Origin of the sequence: Streptomyces sp. NPDC090077 (assembly GCF_044747545.1) — a bacterium.
Taxonomy (GTDB): domain Bacteria; phylum Actinomycetota; class Actinomycetes; order Streptomycetales; family Streptomycetaceae; genus Streptomyces.
Window position 1 is genome coordinate 70,848 of the sequence record NZ_JBIVEG010000030.1, and the last position, 17,180, is coordinate 88,027.

Below are 17,180 nucleotides of genomic sequence, written 5' to 3' on the forward strand. Positions count from 1 at the left end.
CCCCGTGTGGAGCGGCTGCATCCGCTCGGGGTCCGCCGGCGCCTCGTGCGCTAGGCAGCGGTGCCGCGCATGTGGGCCAGTACGGCGAGGACCCGCCGGTTGCCCTCCGTCGGGTCCAGGTCCAGCTTGGTGAAGATGCTGCCGGCGTGCTTGACGACGGAGGCCTCGGTGATGAACAGGCGGGCCGCGAGGGCCTGGTTGTTGAGGCCCTCCGCCATCAGCGCGAGCACCTCCCGCTCGCGCGGGGTGAGGCGGGCCAGCGGCTCGTTCGCGGGCCTCGGGGCGAGCAGGACCCGGACCACCTCGGGGTCGATGACCGTCTGCCCCTCGTGCACCCGGCGCAGCGCGTCGAGGAATTCGGTCACGTCCCCGACCCGGTCCTTCAGGAGGTAGCCGAGTCCGGCGGCCGATCCGCCGGTGAAGAGCTGGGTCGCGTACGCCGTGGCCACGTACTGCGACAGCACCAGGACCGGCAGGGACGGGTCGGCGGACCGCAGTTCCAGGGCGGCCCGCAGCCCCTCGTCGCGCAGGCCGGGCGGCATCCGCACGTCCGTGACGACCACGTCGGGCCGCTCGGCGGCCACGGCCCGCAGCAGGGCGGGGGCGTCGCCGACGGCGGCGAGCACCCGGTGGCCGCCCAGGGCCAGCAGTTCCGTCAGGCCGGCCCGCAGCAGCACGGAGTCCTCGGCCAGGATCACCCGGAGCACGGGACCTCCACCCTGAGTTCGGTCGGACCGCCCACCGGACTGGACACCGTCAGCCTGCCCTGCAACATCGCCACCCTGTCCGCGAGACCCGCCAGGCCCGCCCCCGCGCCGGGATCGGCCCCGCCGCGGCCGTCGTCGGTGATGGTGAGGGTGAGCCGGTCGCCCTCGACCCTACCGGCGACGCCGACCCGCGAGGCACCGCTGTGCTTGGCCGCGTTGGCGAGCGCCTCGGCGACGGTGAAGTACGCGGTGACCTCGACGGGTTCGGGCAGCCGGGGCAGCTCCATGTCCACCGTGACCGGAACGGGATGGCGCAGGGCCACCTCGGCGACCGCCGCCGCGAACCCGTGGTCGGTGAGCACCTGGGGGTGGATCCCCCGGACGAGGTCGCGCAGTTGGGCGAGGGCCAGCCGGGCCTCCTCGCGGCCCCGGCTCACCAGTGCGGCCGCGTCGGCCGCCTCCGGGTGTCCGCGCAGGCGTAGTTCGGCCATGCCCAGGGTCATGCTGAGGGCCACCAGCTGCTGCTGGGCCCCGTCGTGCAGGTCCCGCTCGATGCGCCGCCGTTCGGCTTCGAAGGCTTCGACCAGCCGGACGCGCGAGCGGGTCAGCTCCAGGACCCGGTCGTCCTCCGCGCGCGGGCCGAGCAGCAGCCGGGCGCACGCGACCTGGGCCCCGGCGATCAGCGCCCCCGCGTACGCGGTCAGCACCAGCCCGGCCAGGCCCACGGCGGTCCCGCCCAGCGCCTCCAGCGGCCCGGCCACCGCCTCGCCGGGCACCAGCATCACCGGTTCCGGCGCGAGCGCCCACACGATGACGGGGGAGGCCACCAGCATCAGCGAGAATGCCAGCAGCGCCAGCACCCCGAACCCGGCCGCGGCGAAGACCACCCCGAGCAGGGCGGCGTACCCGAACTCCCGCCAGGTGGCGCGCTCGCGCAGCCGCGTCCGCAGCCAGGCGGCCGGGCCGGCCCCGGCCAGCGAGGTGTGCGGGCCGGCCACGGGCTCCGGCTCCACCCACCGCAGCCGGCGCCGTTCCAGCTCCCCGAGCGGCACCGCGCCCGCCAGGGCGGCGACCAGCAGCAGCAGCCCGATCCCGGCCACCGCGAGCAGCACCCCGAGCCCGACGAGCAGCGCCAGCGCGACCAGCACCCCGTACCCGAGCGGGAACCCGCCCCCGAGGTACGCCCAGCACCGCCAGGGCCACCACGAGACGAGGAACCGCAGCCGCCGCATCGCCCGCCAGGCGGCGACGGGCGGGGCGGGGGAGGGGGGTATGGATGCGGACATGCCGAAAGCCTAGGTGGCGGGCCCGGGTGCCGGGCGTCGGTGCCCCCGAGCCGGGCCCACGGGCCGTCACATGGTCGCGCCCGCCACCAGGAAGCCGCAGATCAGCACGAACAGGATCGCCAGCAGCGGCCAGACGAAGCGGAGGTACTTGTCGTAGCCGACCTTGGCCAGGGCGACGCCGCCGATGGTGACGGCCGTCGTGGGGACCCAGAGGTTCATCCAGCCGCTGGCCGACTGCCAGGCCGTCACCACCAGCGCCCGGGAGACCCCGGCGAAGTCGGCGAGCGGGGCCAGGATGGGCATCGCGAGGGTGGCGTGGCCGGAGGTGGAGGGGATCAGGAAGGCCAGCGGGAGGTTGACCACGAAGACGATCACCGCGAAGAGGCCGGCCGAGGTCCCTTCGACGACCCCCTCGATGGAGTGCAGGACGGTGTCGGTGATCTTCGAGTTGTTCATGATCACGGTGACCCCGCGCGCCAGCATGATGACCAGGGCGGGGGAGACGAAGTCGGCGGCGCCCTGGATGATCGTCGAGCTGAGCTTCGCCTCTCCCATCCGCGCCACCAGCCCCACCAGCACCGCGGCGCACAGGAACAGCGCGGACAGCTGGGGGAAGGACCAGTCCAGCTCCCACGGGTACGGAGCGGCGTCGGCCTTCCCGGTGAGGGCGCTCGACCAGGGCACCACCGAGAAGATCATGAAGGCGAAGACCAGGACGAGCAGCACCAGTACGGCCCGGTGCAGCCGGGTCAGCTGCGGCTCGACGTCGGCGTCGGCGGCCGCCCTCCGTGTCAGGTCGCCCGGCAGGAACCCGCACAGGGACTTCTCCGGGTCCCGCTGGACCCGCCGCGCGTAGCGGACGACGTACAGCACGGTGACGGCCGTCAGCACCACCCACATGACGGAGCGCAGCAGGATGCCGTCGCCGAGGGAGATGTCCGCGGCCGAGGAGGCCACGCCCGTGGCGAAGGGGTTGACGGTGGAGCACAGCACGCCGATGCCCGCACCCAGGATGGCGGACCCGGCCGCGACGAGCCGGTCGTAGCCCAGCGCCAGCATCATCGGCACCAGCAGGCCGTAGAAGCCGAGGGTCTCCTCCGCGAAGCCCTCGACGGTGCCGAGGACCGAGAAGACCACCATCACTGCGGCGATCAGCAGGGCTCCGCGGTCGCGCAGCCGGTGTGCCAGGCGGGCGATGCCCCGGTCCAGCGCCCCGGTGGCGAACACGACGGTGATGAAGGCGCCGATGGCGAGCACGAACAGGAAGACGCCCGCGCTGCCGTACAGGGCGCCGGTGAACCCCGGGCCCACCTCGCCGGTGACGGTGTCCTGGATGCCGTAGAGGCCGTTGACGGGGGCGAGGAAGAGGTCGTTCAGCCGGTCGGTGAGGCTCCGGCTGTCCGCGACCCGGTGGTAGGTGCCGGCGACGGGCGCACCGCTGTCGCTCCGGTCGTACAGCCCGGCCGGGACGAGGAAGGCCAGCAGCCAGACGGCGACCGTGACCAGGGCCAGGACGGTCAGCGCGCTGGGGAAGCGGAACCCCTGCGCGGGGGCGGGCGGCTCGGGCTCGGGCTCCGGGCCGGGCTCGGGCACGGGGGCCGGCCGGGGATCCGGCTCCGGCTGCGCGGAAGGGGTCCGATCGTCTGCTGCCACGCGCCACCGTCCCTCTGCCGCCCGTTGCTCCGATCATCGGCCGGGCGGGCGACGGGCGCCGTGGTGGGGTGGGCCGCGCGGGTGAGGGTCCGCCGCCCCCCGGTCCCGGCGGGGTGCCGCACACGGGCGAACTGAGCCCTCGCACAGGGATCTTGACGTGTCCGGCGCGTGTCCGAAGCCGGGCCTTGATCGTTTCTTCAGGCGTGACCCTCATGTCGGCTGCCGGATCGGGAGGACCGCGGTGACGGCTTGGCAGTACTTCGCCGGGGCGGGGCTGGTGGCCGCCCTCTGCCCGCTGCACGGCCACGTGACCGTCGCGGGCGACGGCCACGGCCGCGGGGCCCGGGTCGACGTGTGCGTGCCGGGCGGGCCGTCGAAGCCGCCCACCGTACGGCTGCCCGTCCTGCCGCCCCCGCCCGTGGCCCGGCCCGGTACCCCGTCGGCGGGGCCGCCCGTGCGGCTGACGGTGCCCGGCGCGGTCCGGCCCACGGTGCGCCACCCCGGCACCGCGCCGGGGCTGGCGGAGCGGCCCGCGCCCGGGGCGGCGGCGCCGGGCGGGCCGGCGCAGCCGCCGGGGGCCCCGCCGGCGGCGGCCGCGGAGCCGGAGCCGGCCGCGGCCGGTGCCCCCGCCCCGCCCGGGCCCGCAGCCGCCGTCGAACGGGTGAGCAGGTTCCACGTACGCCCGTACCACTCGGCGGCCCTGGCGCGGCGCGGCCCGGACGGACTGAGCACCATGATGCTGATGGTGGTCATGACCACCCCGGCCGTGCTGGCCGCCGCCGCGCTGCGCCCCCGCTCCAAGAGCCGGAGCTGACGCCCCCGGGCACCCCCTCGCGCATCCGCGCACCCACGTACCCACGAACGGGAGATCCCTCGTGTCCGAATGGCTGGTGCTGGCCATCGCCATGGCGCTCGTCTGCGCCCTCGTCCTCGCCATGACCGTGGTCCGGCACCGCCGGGTCGCGGACGACGAGGACACCAGCGAAACCCCCGACGTCATCGAGTACATGACGATGATGGTCGGCGTGGTCTACGCGATCGTCCTCGGCCTGGCCATCGCGGGCGTCTGGGAGGCGCGCGGCGCGGCCGAGGACAGCGTCCGCCGCGAGGCCCAGTCGCTGTACGAGGTCACCCAGCGGGCCGACGTCTACCCCGGGCCCGTCCGCGACCGGATCCGCGGAGAGGTGGACGCGTACGTCGCCCACACCGTCAGCGTGGACTGGCCGCGGCTGGTCTCCGGCCAGGACGCCTCCGCCGAGGGGGCGCAGCTGCTCGGCAAGCTGCGCACCGACGTCACCCACCAGAGCCCCGCCAACGAGCTCCAGGCGCAGGCCTACCAGCCGCTGCTCGACCACATCGCGGCCGCCGACGACGCCCGGCACTCGCGGACGCAGAGCGACGAGTCCACCCTGCCGAGCGTGGTCTGGTTCGGGCTGGTGGTCGGCGGTCTCGTCACCATCGGGCTGATCTTCACCCTGCAGATCCGGCGTTCGGGCCGCGAGCTGCTGCTGGCCGGGCTGTTCAGCGCGCTGATCGTGTTCCTGCTGTTCATGGTGTGGAGCTTCGACGCCCCCTACGGGCGGGAAGGGACCGACTCCGCCGGGCCCTTCCAGGACCTGTTCCCGGCCCTGTCGGTGACGGCCTCCCGCTGAGCCGGGCGTCCGCGGCGGCCGGGCATCCGCCGGGCCGGGCGGCCGTGGCGGCCGGGTCCGGGCGGCCTCAGCCCGCCGGGGCCGCCTGCCGCCGCACGGCGGCCACGAGCGGGGAGTGCCGCAGGGCCTGCGAGATCCGTACGAGGTCGCGCGGCCCGTCGGCCAGCAGCGGCACCCGCTCCCCGTCGCCGGCCCCGGACCCCTCCGGGTCGGCGGCACTGGCCCGTACGGCGGCCACCACCATCGCCGCGTCCGCGACGGCGCGGGCCGTCTCCTCGTCCGCCCCGGCCGCCAGGGCGTGCTCGTAGGCGGCGTCGCGGTGGCGCCGGTCGAAGGCGGGGCCCAGGCGCAGGAAGCCGTCGTGGATGTCGGACTCCCGCTGGATCACCCGGATCGCGGCCGGGGACCACCAGGACATCCGTACGCAGGGCGTGCCGACGGGCACGGTGCTCTGCACCTCGTGCCACAGCGCCCCGAGGTGGCGGTAGGTGCTCCAGGTGCGCCAGCTGTCCGACACCCGCTGGCACACCAGCGGCAGCACGAAGCCCACGGAGCTGACGAGCGCGGCGAAGGCGGCCAGCGGCGGGGCGAGGTAGGTGCTCAGGTAGTCCAGGTCGTGGCCCAGCCAGCGGGCGGCCACGGCGGACATCTTGGACGCGTCGTAGGCGAGGCTGATGGTGTACCCGGCGACGATGATCACCAGCCCGGTGCGGAGCCAGCCGCGGACCCGCAGGGACCAGCGCCAGCACATCGACACCATCATCAGCACGGCGGCGTTGTGCGCCAGCAGGTAGGCCGCGATCATCAGCCGGATGTAGGGCGTGTTCGCGTAGTAGGTGTCGAAGTCCCGCAGCCGCTCGACCGGGGCGTCGCCGAGGGCGAACAGGACGACGATCGCCACGACGACCACGGAGTAGCCCGCGATCCAGCGCTGCGAGGTGCGCCGGATCTCCTCGGCCGGGCCGCCGCGCCAGTTGAACATCAGGACGAGGCAGGAGGCGCTGAAGGCGGTCATCAGGCAGTAGACGAGCGGGGCGGAGACGTTGGGCACGCCGGTCCAGCGGTTGACGGCGGCGATGGTGGGCGGGGCGGCGAAGGTGAAGACCGAGCCGCCGAGGAGGAGCAGGACGAAGACGGACCGCAGGAGCGGATCGCGGCCGTTGGCGCGCAGCGCCGGCAGCTTGCACACGAGGGCCACTGCCATCGCGGCCGCCGGGATGTAGTAGTCCGGTCCGCTCAACGGTCGTTCCTGCGCCCCCGGTAGCCGAGCGAGGTCTCGATCCGGCCGGCCAGCTCGTCCCGCTGGGCCGGTGGCCGGTGGCCCGCGGATCCGGCCAGCCAGGTGCGACAGCGGCTGCCCAGCAGGAGCCCGAAGCTCTCGGCCTCCGTCTCCTCCTGGACGTCGGCCCGGGTGCGGGCGGCGACGCTGCGGACGGTCTCGCCGAGATCGGTGGCGTCGGTCAGCAGGCGGGCGGCGACGGCGGCCCCGTCGACGTGGTGGCTGCAGTGGCCGGCCTTCATGTGCCACAGCTCGTGGCCCAGGATCACGAGCTGGTGGTCGGGTGCCGTGCGCTCCTCGATGACCACCAGGTCCCGGTCCGCCATGTCGAGCCAGAGGCCGCTCGCGGTCCCCTGCGGGAACGCGGCCATCCGGAACTCCACCGGGCGGCCGCGGTGCCTGCTCATGCCCTCGCAGAGGGCGGCGTAGAGGTCCAGCGGTTCCACGGGCGCGGCCAGCTTGATGCCGGACACCAGCTCCGCGCACAACCGCCGCTGCGCTCTGCCTATGCTCACCGTTCTCCCCGTCGGCGCGGATCCGGATCAGGACTCAAGGATCAGATCCAGACTTTCGACTGGGTCATGATTCGTTCGGTTTGACGCTTTCGAGAAGCATGTCCAGCCATTCGGTCACCTTGTCCCGGTGCTTGTCGCTGGGCAGTTGGGCGGCGCGCCAGGCGATGCCCCGTACGCCGTGGTTCTGCAGGAGTCTTGCCAGCGGATCGCCCGTCGAAGCCGCCTCTGCCGGTACGGTCTGCCGCTCGCGCCCCGCGAAGTCCTGGAGCAGCTGCTGCTCGGTGCGCTGGAGGGCGTCCGTGAGGGCGTCGGCGTCATGGGCGGTGAGGAAGCCCGCGTGTACGCCGAAGAACCGCTGGATGGCGTCGCAGTGCTCCATGGTGGGCCGCCGGTCGCCGTTGATCAGGGCGCCGGCCTGCTGCCGGGACATTCCGGCGCCGTCGGCGATCTCCTGCTGGGTGTAGCGGCGGCCGTTGGGTTTGACCCGGGTCCGCCGGAGCAGGTCCAGGCGCTGGAGGAAACGCGTCTGCAGGTCGGGTTCGCCGGCCCGCCGGCCGTCGAGCAGGGTCCTGATCACATCGGTGGGAACCCCGGAGGCCTCGGAGAGGCGGCGGAGGTCGAAGACCTGGTTCGGGTCGCGGCCCATTTTGTTCGCCAGTTCGGCGACCCGCGTGACGGTCGCTGCCAGGGGCGCGTTGGCCACCGCGACGGGAGCCGGGAAGCCGTCTGTCACCAGTGGTTCTCCTAGATCGCGCGAGGTCATGGGCACGGGGTCGGCCTAGAGAAATCTATCCGGTTTGTTTTGGGAGAGCCAGAACTTGCCACAGCTGTGGCGGGAATGAGCTGTCGCTCGGCTGGAATTGCCACAATAGTTGACACTCGAATGAAGTCGGTAGCAGGATCGCCACACGGAAATGAAGATCCAGACCGTTGAGGAGGGGGAGCTCTCGGTGCCACATCTCGCAGCGGTGGGCCCGTCTGATGGCCTCGTCCGAGCCGGTGAGGAGCGCCTGGCGGGCGAGGAGCCCCGCGGCGCAGTGCGGTCGGAGCGGCGCAAGGAGATTTTGCGCCAGCGCCGCGAAGAACTGGGCCTGAGCCAGGAGGACGTCGCGTCGCGGTTGCGCATCAGCGTGCGCGCGTACGGAAACTGGGAACGCGGGCTCGTCAAGGAGTGGACGGACCGCAAACTCCTCGCCCTGGCCGAGGCCTTGGAGATGAGCGAGCGGCAGTGCTTCTGGCTGTTCAGGGTCATGGTCGACCGGGACCCGCCGCCCACCTGGCGGGCGGCCGAGGAGAGCCGGCTGCCCCAGGATCCGGCCCAGCGCGATTACCTGGTCGACTACGCGGCCCTCATGGAGGCCGTGCCCTACCCGAGCTTCCTGGTGGACCACCGCTGGGACGTCGCCCTCACCAATTCGGCCTTCGACCGGCTGTTCCAGTCGGTCCGCCCCCACCCGACGGCCCTGCCGGACGACAACTTCCTGCGCTTCGTGCTGTTCCACCCGGACGCCGCGGCCGTGCTGGAGGACCACGAACCGGCCTGGTGCGTACCGCTGCTGGCCCGGTTCGCGACCGCCCTGGCCGAGGCCCCGGAGGACGAGGGGCTGCGGAGCATCCGTCAGGAGGTGGCCCGTGACCCCTTCATGGAGGCCGCCTACCGCTACGGGGTCCCGCACTGGCTGACCACCCACGGGGAGGCCGCCGCCGAACTGGACGGCGCGGTCCGCACGGTGCGCCACCCCGACCCCGGTTGGGGTCTGGTGCGGTGCCGGATGGTGGCGGAATCAAGCCGAATGCTGGAGGGCATGGGCCTCACCCGGATCACCCTCGTGCTCTCGGCCCCGCAGGGCCTGCCGGCCGGTCCGGTGCGCGGCGGAGCGGGCTTCCCGCAGCAGCAGGGCGCGCGTCTGCGGGCCGTGCCGCCGCTGGGGGAGTGACGCCGCGGGGGAGACTGGTCCCCTGAAGCGCGCGCCACGGCCCGTGCCGGGCGGGGTCGGCGGCACCGAGCCGTACCGACCGCCTGGTTCGTTCCGTGCGGATGCCACGATCCGCGACATTCCGCGGATGCCACGGACCGTGGCATCCCGACGGCGTCGCCGGAGCCGTGGCTTCGCCCGTGCCCGGGGCAGCCCCGGGCCGTGGCAGCGGCCACGACGGCGGAAGGCGGACACGGGCATGCGGTTGACCATCCTCGGCGGGGGCGGATTCCGCGTCCCGCTCGTCTACGGAGCCCTGCTGGGAGACCGCGCCGGGGGCCGGGTGTCCCACGTGACGCTCTACGACGAGGACCCCGCCCGGCTCACGGCCATGGCCCGGGTCCTCGCCGGCCAGGCCGCGGCCTCCGGAGCGGCGGACGCCCCGGCCGTCACCGCCACCGGGGACCTGGACGAGGCCCTGCGCGGGGCCGACTTCGTCTTCTCCGCCATCCGCGTCGGAGGCCTCGAAGGGCGCGCCGCCGACGAGCGGATCGCCCTGGCCGAGGGTGTGCTGGGCCAGGAGACCGTGGGCGCGGGCGGGATCGCGTACGGCCTGCGGACGGTCCCGGTGGCCCGGGAGATCGCGCGCCGGATCGCCCGCACCGCCCCGGACGCCTGGGTCATCAACTTCACCAACCCCGCCGGAGTGGTCACCGAGGCCATGGCCGAGGAACTGGGCGACCGGGTCATCGGCATCTGCGACTCGCCCGTCGGACTCGGCCGCCGGATCGCCCGGCTGCTCGGCGCCCGGCCCGGCGAGGCCTGGATCGACTACGTCGGCCTCAACCACCTGGGCTGGGTGCGCGGCCTGCGGATCGGCGGGCGTGACGAACTGCCCCGGCTGCTGGCCGACGCCGAGGCCCTGGAGTCCTTCGAGGAGGGACGCCTCTTCGGCGCCGACTGGCTGCAGTCCCTCGGCGCGATCCCCAACGAGTACCTGCACTACTACTACTTCAACCGCGACACGGTACGGGCCTACCAGGAGGCGAAGCAGACCCGCGGTGCCTTCCTGCGCGACCAGCAGCGCGGCTTCTACGCCGAGGCCGGCCGGCCGGGGCAGGGCGCCGGGGCGGCGCTGGCCGCCTGGGACCGGACCCGGGCCGAGCGCGAGGCCACGTACATGTCGGAGAACCGCGAGGTGGCGGGGGTCGGGGAGCGGGAGGCGAGCGACCTGGAGTCCGGCGGCTACGAGAAGGTCGCCCTCGCCCTGATGCGGGCCATCGCCCGCGACGAGCGGGCCACCCTGATCCTCAACGTCCGCAACGGCTCGACCCTGTCCGTCCTCGACGCGGAGGCGGTCGTCGAGGTGCCCTGCCTGGTCGACGCGAACGGCGCCCACCCGGTGTCGGCGGCCCCGCTGCCGCTGCACGCGGTCGGGCTGGTCACCTCGGTGAAGGCGGCGGAGCGGGCGGTGCTGGCCGCCGCCGCCAGCGGCTCGCGGGCGGACGCCGTCAAGGCCTTCGCACTGCACCCGCTGGTGGACTCGGTGTCGGTGGCCAGGCGGCTGCTCGACGGCTACGCGGCGGAGCACCCGGGCCTGGCCCACCTGCGCTGACGCCCGTCACCCCGGGCCGGCCCGGGTTTCACCCGGACGGCGGCTTGCGGCATGCGGTGCGGTGGGGGCGCTGTGAGAGTGCGAGATGTGACCACTGCCCCCGCCGTCGCCGCGCCGCCCCCCGTGCTGGACCGGCGGCGGCGCAACGTCGTCTTCGGCACGATCATGCTGGGCGTGCTGCTGGCCGCGCTCGACCAGACGATCGTGGGCACCGCCCTGCCCACCATCGTCGCGGACCTCGGCGGCGCGGCCCACATGGCCTGGGTGGTCACCGCCTACCTGCTCGCGGAGACCGTCGCCACGGTCCTGGTCGGCAAGTTCGGCGACCTCTTCGGCCGGAAGATCATCTTCCAGATCTCCGCCGTCATCTTCATCACCGGCTCCTTCCTCTGTGGCCTCGCCGGCAACATGACCATGCTCATCCTGTGGCGGGGCCTCCAGGGCATCGGCGCGGGCGGCCTGATGGTCACCTCCATGGCCCTGATCGCCGACGTGGTACCGCTGCGCGAACGCGGCAAGTACCAGGGCGCGATCGGCGCCGTCTTCGGCGTCGCCACCGTCATCGGGCCCCTGCTGGGCGGCCTGTTCACCGACCACCTCAGCTGGCGCTGGGCCTTCTACGTCAACGTCCCCATCGCCGTCCTCGTCGTCGTGGCCGCCGCCCGCACCATCCCCTCGGTACGCGCCGCCGGCCGCCCCGTCATCGACTACCTCGGCATCGCCCTGGTCGCCGCCGGATCGAGCGCCCTGATCCTGGCGACCAGCTGGGGCGGCAACGAGTACGCCTGGAGTTCGCCGACGATCATCGGCCTCTTCGCGGGCGGCGCGCTCGCCCTCGCCCTGTTCTGCCTGGTGGAGACCCGGGCGGCCGAACCGATGCTGCCCATGCGGCTCTTCCGCAACCCCGTCTTCACGGTGTGCTCGGTCCTCAGCTTCGTCGTCGGCTTCGCCATGCTCGGCGCGATGACCTTCCTGCCCACGTACCTCCAGTACGTGGACGGGGACTCGGCCACCCTGTCCGGCGTACGGACCCTGCCGCTGGTCATCGGCCTGCTGATCGCGTCCGTCTACAGCGGCAACGCCACCTCCAAGACCGGCCGGTACCGGATCTACCCGATCGTCGGCTGCGCGGTGATGGCCGTCGGCCTCTACCTGCTGTCGCGGATGGGACCCGGCACCGGCCCCTGGCTGGAGTCGCTGTACATGTTCGTCCTCGGCTCCGGCATCGGCCTGTGCATGCAGGTGCTCACCATCGCCGTGCAGAACACCGTGGACTACGCCGACCTCGGCACGGCGACCTCCGGGGTCACCTTCTTCCGTACGCTCGGCAGCGCCTTCGGGACCGCCGTCTTCGGGACGATCTACGCCAACAGCCTGGAGCCCCGACTGCGGGCCGGGGTCGCCGAGGCCGCCCGGGCCACCGGCGCCGACCCGGCGAGCCTGAGCGCCGCCGCGCAGAGCCCGCAGGGGGTGCACGGGCTCGACCCGGCCGCGGCGGGCCCGATCATCGACGCGTACGCCGACGCCCTGCACACGGTGTTCCTGTGGACCGTGCCGGTGGCGGTCGTCGGCTTCGTCGTCGCGCTCTTCCTCAAGCAGGTCCCGCTGCGCGACAGCGCCCGGGCCGGCTCGACCGACATGGGCGACGGCTTCGCCTCCCCGGCGACGGCCTCGGGGGACTCCGCCAAGCTGCTGGAGCTGGCGGTCGGCAAGCTCGTGCGGAACATGGGGCCCGACACGGCGCGGGCCATCGTCGACGCCTCCGACACGCGCCTCGACATCGCGGGGGCGTGGGCGGTCATGCAGGTGGACCTGATGACCCGGACCGTGGGGCACGCCAGCCTGGGGCTGATCGGGTCCCGGCTGTCGCTGCCGCCGGAGGTGCTGCTGCCGGTCTTCGACCGGATGGTGGAGGAGGGCTTCCTGACCCGGCAGAACGGCTACTTCGCCCACACCCGGGCGGGCGAGCGCGAAGCCGCGGTGATCTCGCGGGCCTGGGCGGACTGGCTGGGCGACCGGCTGGAGCAGGACCGCGGCCGGCCGCGCAGCGAGGAGCTGCGGGCGGCGGCGGACGCGATCGCCAAGCGGCTGCTGGCCGAGGACCTGGGCGAGGGCAACTTCGCGCCCCGGCGCACGGCCTAGCCGGCCGCCGTGCTTCCGGTTCCGGCGGGGTAGTCGTGCGAGGGGGCGGGCGGCAGCGCCGTGAGGTCGGGGCGCCAGGCGCGCAGGACGCCCGCGGAGGGCGGGAAGAGGGCGTCCGGGATCTCCTCCGGGACGAACCACTGCCAGCGGGCGATCTTGTGCGGTTCGGTGACGGCCGGGCTGCCCGCGGCCGAACGGGTGAGGGCGGCCACCGTCAGCCGGGTCGGCGGCTCGGGGCGCGCGTGGAGCTGGACGGCCAGCAGCTCGACGTCCCCGGGATCGGTCCGCAGCGAGGTCTCCTCGGCCAGCTCGCGGGCGGCGGTCTCCTCGAAGCGCTCCCCGGGGTCGACCTTGCCGCCGGGCAGCTCCCAGTTCCCGTCGTGGGCCTGGCCGAGCAGGACCCGGCCGTCGGGGCCGAGGACGATCAGCCCGACGCCGACGGTCGCGTGGACCGCGGGGAGGGCGCGGGCGGCGGCCGGGGAGCCGGAGGTGTTCTCGTGTGCGGTGGCCATGCGGTCATTCTCGCCGGTGCGCCGGGGCGGCAGTCCTGCCGGGGCGGCGGCCCCTCGGACGGGTGTACGAGTTTCGGCCAGGGCCCGCACGTGCAGGCTCTGGGCGGTCGGATCGTCGTACGGGACACCGGTTCGGGGGACGTCATGGCACATCTGCTGGTCATCGGCGGAGGGATCGCGGGACTCGCCACCGCCCTCCTCGCCGCCCGCCGGGGGCACACCGCCGAGGTCCTCGAACGCGACACCCGGGCCCCCGGCACGGCCCTCGACCGCGACTTCTTCGGCTGGCACCGCCCGGCCGTCCCGCAGGCGGCCCAGCCGCACGTCCTGCTGGGTGCCGCCCGCACCCTGCTGCTCACCGAACTGCCCGACGTCCACGCCGAGATGCTCCGGCTCGGCGCCCGGGAACGGCACGAACTGGACTGGTTCGACGTACGCCCGCCCGCGCGACCGGGGGACGAGGACCTGGTCATGCTCCAGGCCCGCAGGATCGTCCTGGAGAGCGCGCTGGCCACCGCCGTGCGCGCGGAGCCGGGCGTGGTGGTGCGGTACGGGGCGCCCGTCACCGCCCTGACCAGGGCCGAAGGCGTCGGGGCGGAGCCGTGGGTCAGGATCACCGGGGTGGCCACCCCGGGCGGTGCCCACGCGGGCGACCTCGTGGTGGACGCGGCCGGCCGGCGCGGGGGCTCCGCCGGTCTGGCGGCCGCCGCGGGCTGCCGGCCGGCCCCCGTCGAGCGGCACCGCACGGGCCTGGCGTACTTCTGCCGCTGGTACCGGCTGCCCGAGGGGACGGACGAGGGGCCGCGCCGGCCGTGGACGGTGACCGGCGGTGCCTTCGCGGGCTGCGCGGTCTTCCCGTCCGACAACCGGGTCTTCGCCGTCACCGTGTTCGCGCACACCGCGGACCCCACGCGTACCGCGCTGCGCGACCCGGGCGTGTTCGAGGCCGCCGCGCGGGCCTTCCCGCCCGGCGCGGCCTGGCTGGCGCTGGGCGCCGAACCGCTGTCGGGGGTGCTGGCGACTGCGGGCCTGGACAACCGGTGGAGCCCCCTGGCCGACGGGCGGGGCCCGGTGGCTACCGGCATGGTGCCGGTCGGCGACGCCCTCACCCACACCAACCCCACCCTGGGGCAGGGGACTTCGCTCGCCCTGTGGGCGGCCGACCGGGTGGCCCGGACGGCCCACCGGGACCCGGGGTCCTACGGCTTCGCCGCCGGGTACCACGGGTGGGCGCTGCGGACGCTGAAGCCGTGGTTCGACCTCCAGGTGGGGGCCGACGCGGCGGTGGGCGGGCGGCTCGCGGCGGGAGCCGGTTCCGCGGGCGCGGGCGCGGGCGGACCGGGGCCGGGTGGACGGGGGCCGGGTGGACCGGGGGCGGGCGGATCCGGAGACCGGGCGCGGGAGGCGGCCGCGCTGTTCGAGTGCGCGCTGGAGGACCCGGAGGTGATGCGGGCCCGGGCCAGGGTCCGGCACCTGGCCGAGCCGCCCGAGCGGGCCTACGCGGACCCCGCGCTGCGGGCCAGGGTGGCGCGCTGGCTCGCCGCCCGCCCGGACTGGACCCCGAACGCGGTGGGGCCGGACCGGGCGGAATGGGAGGAGCTCACCGCCGCCGGGAGCGGCCCGCGCGTTCAGCCGGTGCCGCCCAGCACCTCGGCCAGGTCGTAGCCGACGACCTCCTCCAGCTGGGCGTACGTACAGCCCTCCGGCGTACGGTCGGGGCGCCAGCGGGCGAACTGCGCGGTGTGCCGGAAGCGGTCGCCCTCCATGTGGTCGTAACGCACCTCGCAGACCCGCTCGGGGCGCAGCGGCACCCAGGACAGGTCCTTCTTCCCCGTCCAGCGGCTCTGGGCGCCGGGCAGCCGGGCGCTCTCGTGGGCCGACTCCTCGGCCCAGGCCGCCCAGGGATGGCCGGCCGGGTCCGGCATGCGCAGGGGGGCCAGCTCCTCGACGAGTTCGGCCCGGCGCTTCATGGGGAAGGCGGCGCAGACGCCCACGTGCTGGAGCGCGCCGTGGCCGTCGTACAGGCCGAGCAGCAGCGATCCGATGATCGGACCGCTCTTGTGGAAACGGAAACCGGCGACGACGACATCGGCCGTACGCTCGTGCTTGATCTTGAACATGAGGCGGGCGTCGGGCCGGTAGGGGAGATCGAGGGGTTTCGCGACGACCCCGTCGAGCCCGGCGCCCTCGAACCGCTCGAACCACTCCCGCGCGAGCACGGGATCGGTGGTCGCGGGCGCGAGGTGGACGGGGGGCCGGGCCGTGGAGAGGACGTGGACGAGGGCGCTGCGGCGCGCGGCGAGCGGGGAGTCGAGGAGGGACTCGTCGCCGAGCGCGAGCAGGTCGAAGGCGACGAAGCTGGCCGGCGTCGTCCCGGCGAGCAGCTCGACCCGGGAGGCGGCGGGGTGGATCCGCTCGCTGAGACGGTCGAAGTCGAGCCGCCCGCCGTGGACGACGACGATCTCCCCGTCGACCACGCAGCGGGCCGGCAGGTTCTCCTTCAGCGCCGCCACCAGCTCGGGGAAGTACCGGGTCAGGCTCTTGCCGGTGCGGCTGCCCAGCTCCACCTCGTCCCCGTCGCGGTACACGATCGCCCGGAAGCCGTCCCACTTGGCCTCGTACTGCATGCCCGGCGGGATCCGGCTCACCGACTTGGCGAGCATCGGCTTCACGGGCGGCATCACCGGCAGGTCCATACAAGGGATTCTGCGGTGGTACGTCCGGACCCGCTCGGTGTGCGGGTACGCCCGGGCCCGCCTACCGTGGCGCCCATGGGCGGTAGCGCGGGTGGTGCGATCGAGCTCGACGCGGGCGGGCGGGCGGTACGCCTGTCCAGCCCGGACAAGGTGTACTTCCCGGAGCGAGGCCTCACCAAGCGGGACGTCGCCGAGTACTACCTGGCCGTCGCCCCCGGGATCACCCGGGCCCTGCGCGACCGCCCCACCACCCTGGAGCGGTACCCGGACGGAGTGGAGGGGGAGTCCTTCTTCCAGAAGCGGGCCCCCAAGAACCTGCCCGACTGGATCCCCACCGCGCACATCGCCTTCCCCAGCGGCCGCACGGCCGACGAGATCTGCCCGACCGAGCCGGCCGCCGTCCTGTGGGCCGCCAACCTCGGCTGTCTGACCTTCCACCCCTGGCCGGTGCGCCGCGGGGACACCGACCGGCCCGACGAGCTCCGCATCGACCTCGACCCGCAGCCCGGCACCGACTACCACCACGCGGTGGGCGCGGCGCACGAACTGCGGGCGCTGCTGGAGGAGCTGGGGCTGCGCGGCTGGCCGAAGACCTCGGGCGGCAGGGGCCTGCACGTGTTCGTCCCGATCGCACCGCGCTGGACCTTCACCGAGGTCCGCCGCTGCGCCATCGCCCTGGGCCGGGAGCTGGAACGGCGGATGCCGGGCAAGGTCACCACGGCCTGGTGGAAGGAGGAGCGCGGCGAGCGGATCTTCGTCGACTACAACCAGACGGCGCGCGACCGGACCATCGCCTCGGCGTACTCCGTCCGCCCCCGCCCGCACGCCCCGGTGTCGGCGCCGCTGCGCTGGGACGAGGTGGACGACGCGGAGCCCCGCGACTTCGACATCGTGACGATGCCGGCGCGTTTCGCCGAACTGGGCGACCTGCACGCCGACATGGACGAGCACGCCTTCGGCCTGGAACCCGTACTGGAACTCGCGGACCGGGACGAACACGAACACGGCCTGGGCGACATGCCGTACCCGCCGGACTACCCGAAGATGCCGGGCGAACCGAAGCGGGTCCAGCCGAGCCGGGCAAAACACGAGGACTGACACCCGGCCCCGGTCCTAGGGGGTGTCCGCAAAGTCCCGCCTGCCCCGCGGCGCCCGGCACGCACTCTCGCCGCACCGGGCGAAAGCCCAAGTACGTCCAGTACGCGGG

15 protein-coding genes are annotated in these 17,180 nt (G+C 74.2%); 7 read left to right on the forward strand and 8 right to left on the reverse strand.

All coding sequences use genetic code 11. The features are described from left to right. Window positions 1-50: 50 nt before the first annotated feature. From ACIPW5_RS33120 to ACIPW5_RS33130, 3 genes are all read right to left on the reverse strand, one after another. Window positions 51-707, reverse strand: a complete 657-nt coding sequence (locus tag ACIPW5_RS33120) for a response regulator (protein WP_401253016.1) — start codon at window positions 705-707, stop codon at window positions 51-53. Continuing rightward, window positions 695-1,993, reverse strand: a complete 1,299-nt coding sequence (locus tag ACIPW5_RS33125) for a sensor histidine kinase (protein ID WP_401253017.1) — start codon at window positions 1,991-1,993, stop codon at window positions 695-697. Before ACIPW5_RS33125 ends, ACIPW5_RS33120 begins: the two co-directional genes overlap by 13 nt. A gap of 66 nt (window positions 1,994-2,059) precedes the next feature. Continuing rightward, on the reverse strand, window positions 2,060-3,586 hold the full coding sequence (locus tag ACIPW5_RS33130; protein WP_401253060.1) for a YfcC family protein: 1,527 nt from the start codon (window positions 3,584-3,586) through the stop codon (window positions 2,060-2,062). A 301-nt stretch (window positions 3,587-3,887) separates the two neighbouring features. Here ACIPW5_RS33130 and ACIPW5_RS33135 point away from each other — a divergent pair, with 301 nt between their 5' ends. Then, window positions 3,888-4,460 carry a hypothetical protein gene (locus ACIPW5_RS33135; protein WP_401253018.1) on the forward strand — a complete coding sequence of 191 codons (573 nt, stop codon included), beginning with the start codon at window positions 3,888-3,890 and terminating at the stop codon, window positions 4,458-4,460. A gap of 61 nt (window positions 4,461-4,521) precedes the next feature. Then, window positions 4,522-5,298, forward strand: coding sequence for a hypothetical protein (locus ACIPW5_RS33140; protein ID WP_401253020.1), 777 nt, complete (start codon window positions 4,522-4,524; stop codon window positions 5,296-5,298). Window positions 5,299-5,365: 67 nt separating this feature from the next. Here the strand turns inward: ACIPW5_RS33140 and ACIPW5_RS33145 are convergent, their stop codons facing one another. The 3 genes from ACIPW5_RS33145 to ACIPW5_RS33155 form a co-directional block, all read right to left on the reverse strand. After that, window positions 5,366-6,538, reverse strand: coding sequence for an MAB_1171c family putative transporter (locus ACIPW5_RS33145; RefSeq protein ID WP_401253023.1), 1,173 nt, complete (start codon window positions 6,536-6,538; stop codon window positions 5,366-5,368). After that, a complete protein-coding gene (locus ACIPW5_RS33150; RefSeq protein ID WP_401253025.1) occupies window positions 6,535-7,092 on the reverse strand; it encodes a toxin-antitoxin system, toxin component in 558 nt (185 codons plus the stop codon). The genes ACIPW5_RS33145 and ACIPW5_RS33150 overlap by 4 nt, the downstream gene beginning before the upstream one ends. A 64-nt stretch (window positions 7,093-7,156) precedes the next feature. Then, the gene (locus ACIPW5_RS33155) at window positions 7,157-7,825 is read right to left on the reverse strand and encodes a helix-turn-helix domain-containing protein (RefSeq protein ID WP_401253028.1); all 669 of its coding nucleotides are present in this window, start codon (window positions 7,823-7,825) and stop codon (window positions 7,157-7,159) included. A 331-nt stretch (window positions 7,826-8,156) separates the two neighbouring features. Here ACIPW5_RS33155 and ACIPW5_RS33160 point away from each other — a divergent pair, with 331 nt between their 5' ends. The 3 genes from ACIPW5_RS33160 to ACIPW5_RS33170 all read left to right on the forward strand — a co-directional run bounded on the left by ACIPW5_RS33160 (window position 8,157) and on the right by ACIPW5_RS33170 (window position 12,765). Next, a complete protein-coding gene (locus ACIPW5_RS33160; RefSeq protein ID WP_401253030.1) occupies window positions 8,157-9,029 on the forward strand; it encodes a helix-turn-helix domain-containing protein in 873 nt (290 codons plus the stop codon). 238 nt (window positions 9,030-9,267) lie between these two features. Beyond that, window positions 9,268-10,623 carry a 6-phospho-beta-glucosidase gene (locus tag ACIPW5_RS33165; RefSeq protein ID WP_401253033.1) on the forward strand — a complete coding sequence of 452 codons (1,356 nt, stop codon included), beginning with the start codon at window positions 9,268-9,270 and terminating at the stop codon, window positions 10,621-10,623. A 51-nt stretch (window positions 10,624-10,674) separates the two neighbouring features. Beyond that, a complete protein-coding gene (locus ACIPW5_RS33170; protein ID WP_401253035.1) occupies window positions 10,675-12,765 on the forward strand; it encodes a DHA2 family efflux MFS transporter permease subunit in 2,091 nt (696 codons plus the stop codon). Here the strand turns inward: ACIPW5_RS33170 and ACIPW5_RS33175 are convergent. Then, entirely contained in the window at window positions 12,762-13,277 is a 516-nt protein-coding gene (locus ACIPW5_RS33175) for an NUDIX hydrolase (RefSeq protein ID WP_401253038.1), read from the reverse strand. The two genes, ACIPW5_RS33170 and ACIPW5_RS33175, sit on opposite strands and share 4 nt — an antisense overlap. Before the next feature lie 144 nt (window positions 13,278-13,421). Here ACIPW5_RS33175 and ACIPW5_RS33180 point away from each other — a divergent pair, with 144 nt between their 5' ends. Further along, on the forward strand, window positions 13,422-14,942 hold the full coding sequence (locus ACIPW5_RS33180; RefSeq protein ID WP_401253041.1) for an NAD(P)/FAD-dependent oxidoreductase: 1,521 nt from the start codon (window positions 13,422-13,424) through the stop codon (window positions 14,940-14,942). On the opposite strand, the gene ACIPW5_RS33185 is transcribed toward ACIPW5_RS33180, so the two are convergent. Next, on the reverse strand, window positions 14,906-15,973 hold the full coding sequence (locus ACIPW5_RS33185; protein ID WP_401253044.1) for an ATP-dependent DNA ligase: 1,068 nt from the start codon (window positions 15,971-15,973) through the stop codon (window positions 14,906-14,908). The genes ACIPW5_RS33180 and ACIPW5_RS33185 overlap by 37 nt on opposite strands. Before the next feature lie 75 nt (window positions 15,974-16,048). Between ACIPW5_RS33185 and ligD the strand changes: the two genes are divergently transcribed. Beyond that, a complete protein-coding gene (gene ligD, locus ACIPW5_RS33190; protein ID WP_401253047.1) occupies window positions 16,049-17,071 on the forward strand; it encodes a non-homologous end-joining DNA ligase in 1,023 nt (340 codons plus the stop codon). Window positions 17,072-17,180 lie beyond the last annotated feature (109 nt).